Raw genomic sequence first — 2,973 nt, 5'->3', positions numbered from 1 at the left:
GCGTGAGGACGTCGTGCTGCTCCCGCACGTCGGCAGCGCCACGGTGCAGACCCGCGAGGCGATGGCGCGGCTGGTCCTGGACAACATCGAGGCGTTCCTGGAGCGCGGCGAGCTCGTCACGCCGGTCGGCTGAGCTCACCGGTTCGTCCCCGGGTCCGGTGCCCGCAGGGCCACGTGCTCCGGGCGCAGGTCCGCCACCGCCGGTGCGCCCAGCAGCGCCATGGTGTGCGCGAGCTCGGCGGTGAGGAAGCCCAGCGCGGTGTCCACGCCGCGGCGCCCGCCCACCATGAGGCCGTAGAGGTACGCGCGCCCGACCATCACCGCGCTCGCGCCCAGGGCGACCGCTGCCGCGACGTCGGAGCCGGTGCGGATGCCGGAGTCGACCATCACCTCCGCGCGGTCGCCGACTGCCGCGACGACGGGGGGGAGCAGTGCGAGCGGCACCGGGGACCGGTCCAGCTGGCGCCCGCCGTGGTTGGAGAGCACCACCGCGTCGGCTCCGGCGTCGACCGCCGTCACCGCGTCCGCCACCGAGAGCACGCCCTTGACCACGACCGGACCCTGCCACCGCTCCTTGAGCCACGCGATGTCCGTGGGGCGCACGGCCTGCTCGCGCAGGGTGTTGGACATCCCCCACCGCGCGTAGTGGGACTCCTCGGGGAACGTCGCGAACCGCAGCGGGTCGGTGGTCAGGATGTCGCTCACCCACCGCGGTCGCCGGGCCATGTCGGCGAGGGTCCGCAGCGTCAGCGCCGGTGGGATGGAGAAGCCGTTGCGGCGGTCCTGCCACTTGGCCCCGGACAGGGCCGTGTCGACGGTCAGCACGAGTGCCTCGTACCCGCTGCGCCGGGCCTGCTCCACGTGCTCGAGGCTGACGTCGCGGTCCTTCATCAGGTAGACCTGGAACCAGTTCCGACCCTCCGGCGCGGCCGCCGCGACGTCCGGGATCGAGGTCGTCGCGTACGTCGAGAGGGTGTACGGCAGCCCGTTGGCCTGCGCCGACGCGGCCACCGCGCACTCCCCGGAGTGGTGCGAGAGCCGGGTGTAGCCGGTGGGCGCCAGCACGATCGGTGCGCTGGCCGGTCGGCCGAGGATCGTGGTCGAGGTGTCCGGCTCGCCGACGGTCCGGAACGTGTCCGCCCGCAGCTCGAGGGCGTCGTACGCCGCCCGGTTGCGGCGCATCGTGCGCTCCGTCTCGGCGCCCGTCTCGATGTAGTCCATGACCGCGCGGGGCACCCGGCGGCGCGCCTCGCGGGCCAGGTCGTCGACGCACACGCAGCGCGCGAGGCGGCGTACCACCGGGTCCCGTGACCACGGCCGGGTGACGAGGAAGGGGGCCACGTCGGACCACCGGGGGATCCGCCTGACGGTCGACATCTCTGGCGACATCTCTGGCGGCACCTCTGACGACATCGTCTGGACAGCCCTCTCACTCATCGGATAAGTTCTCAACTCATCATACAAGTTGGCCCACCGCGAAGGAAACCCGATGTCCGACTCCATCCGCAGCGTCACGCTGTCCCACGTCGTCCTGCCGCTGTCCAACCCCGTCAGCGACGCCAAGGTGCTCACCGGCCGCCAGAAGCCGCTGACCGAGACGGTGCTGCTGTTCGTCGAGCTGACCACCGAGCAGGGCTTCGCGGGCATGGGGTTCAGCTACTCCAAGCGCGCGGGCGGCAAGGCGCAGTACGTCCATCTCAAGGAGGTCATGGACGTCGCGATCGGCCAGGACCCCAGCGACATCGCGAAGATCTACGAGTCGCTGATGTGGGCCGGTGCCTCGGTGGGCCGCTCCGGCGTCGCCACCCAGGCCGTCGCCGCCCTCGACGTCGCGCTCTACGACCTCAAGGCCCGCCGCGCCGGCCTGCCGCTCGCCAAGCTGCTCGGCGCCCACCGCGACTCCTGCCGTGTCTACAACACCTCCGGCGGGTTCCTCCAGGCCTCCGTCGAGGAGATCAAGGAGAAGGCGACCGCGTCGATCGAGTCGGGCATCGGCGGCATCAAGATCAAGGTCGGCCAGCCCGACTGGCGCGAGGACCTGCGTCGCGTGACCGCGCTGCGTGAGCACCTCGGCGACGGGCCGCTGATGGTCGACGCCAACCAGCAGTGGGACCGCGCCCGCGCCCGTCGGATGTGCCGCGAGCTCGAGCAGTTCGACCTGGTCTGGATCGAGGAGCCCCTCGACGCGTGGGACCACGTCGGGCACGCCGACCTCTCGCAGACCTTCGACACCCCCATCGCGACCGGCGAGATGCTCACCTCGGTCGACGAGCACATGGGGCTCGTCGACGCCGGCTACCGCGGCATCGTGCAGCCCGACGCCCCGCGGATCGGCGGGATCACGCCGTTCCTGCGGTTCGCCACCCTCGCCGCGCACCACCGTCTCGACCTCGCCCCGCACTTCGCGATGGAGATCCACCTGCACCTCGCCGCGGCGTACCCCACCACCCCGTGGGTCGAGCACTTCGAGTGGCTCGACCCGCTCTTCGACGAGCGCATCGAGATCAGCGACGGGCAGATCCACGTGCCGCAGCGCCCCGGTCTCGGCTTCACGCTGTCGGAGCAGATGCGCGCCCTGACGAAGGAGACGGTGACCTTCGGGGCATGATGCCGCCCATGAGGACCCGGCCGCAGCACGTCGTCGCGGGGCTGAAGGACAAGATCCTGCGTGGCGAGCTGGCGCCCGGCGCCAAGCTCCCGTCCGAGGCCGAGCTGATCGACGAGTACGCCGTCTCCCGCACCGTCGTGCGGGAGGCGGTGTCCCGCCTCCAGGCGGAGGGCCTGGTCGAGACGTTCCAGGGACGCGGGTCGTTCGTGCTCGCGGTGCCCGAGCCGTCGTCGTTCACGCTCGAGACCTCGGCGATCCGCAGCCACCACGACGTGCTGGCGATGGTCGACTTCCGGATCGGCGTCGAGACCGAGGCCGCCGGGCTGGCCGCGTCGCGAGTCACCCCCGCGGCAGGTGCCGCGATC

The 2,973-nt window shown here is 71.9% G+C and carries 3 protein-coding genes; 2 read left to right on the top strand and 1 reads right to left on the bottom strand.

What is annotated here, in order from left to right; translation table 11 throughout:
- Nucleotides 1-135: 135 nt before the first annotated feature.
- Nucleotides 136-1,377 carry an alpha-hydroxy acid oxidase gene (locus tag ACXJKL_RS18425; protein ID WP_457208455.1) on the bottom strand — a complete coding sequence of 414 codons (1,242 nt, stop codon included), beginning with the start codon at nucleotides 1,375-1,377 and terminating at the stop codon, nucleotides 136-138.
- Between the two features lie 112 nt (nucleotides 1,378-1,489).
- Here ACXJKL_RS18425 and ACXJKL_RS18420 point away from each other — a divergent pair, with 112 nt between their 5' ends.
- Together ACXJKL_RS18420 and ACXJKL_RS18415 are read left to right on the top strand one after the other, a co-directional pair.
- A complete protein-coding gene (locus tag ACXJKL_RS18420) occupies nucleotides 1,490-2,608 on the top strand; it encodes an L-talarate/galactarate dehydratase (RefSeq protein ID WP_457208454.1) in 1,119 nt (372 codons plus the stop codon).
- A gap of 8 nt (nucleotides 2,609-2,616) precedes the next feature.
- A partial coding sequence (locus tag ACXJKL_RS18415; protein ID WP_457208453.1) for a FadR/GntR family transcriptional regulator occupies nucleotides 2,617-2,973 on the top strand: 357 nt, incomplete at its 3' end.

It is taken from the genome of Nocardioides sp. P5_C9_2 (genome assembly GCF_054049555.1).
Note: the sequence above shows the minus strand (reverse complement) of the source record. Positions and strands in the feature narration are given on the sequence as shown.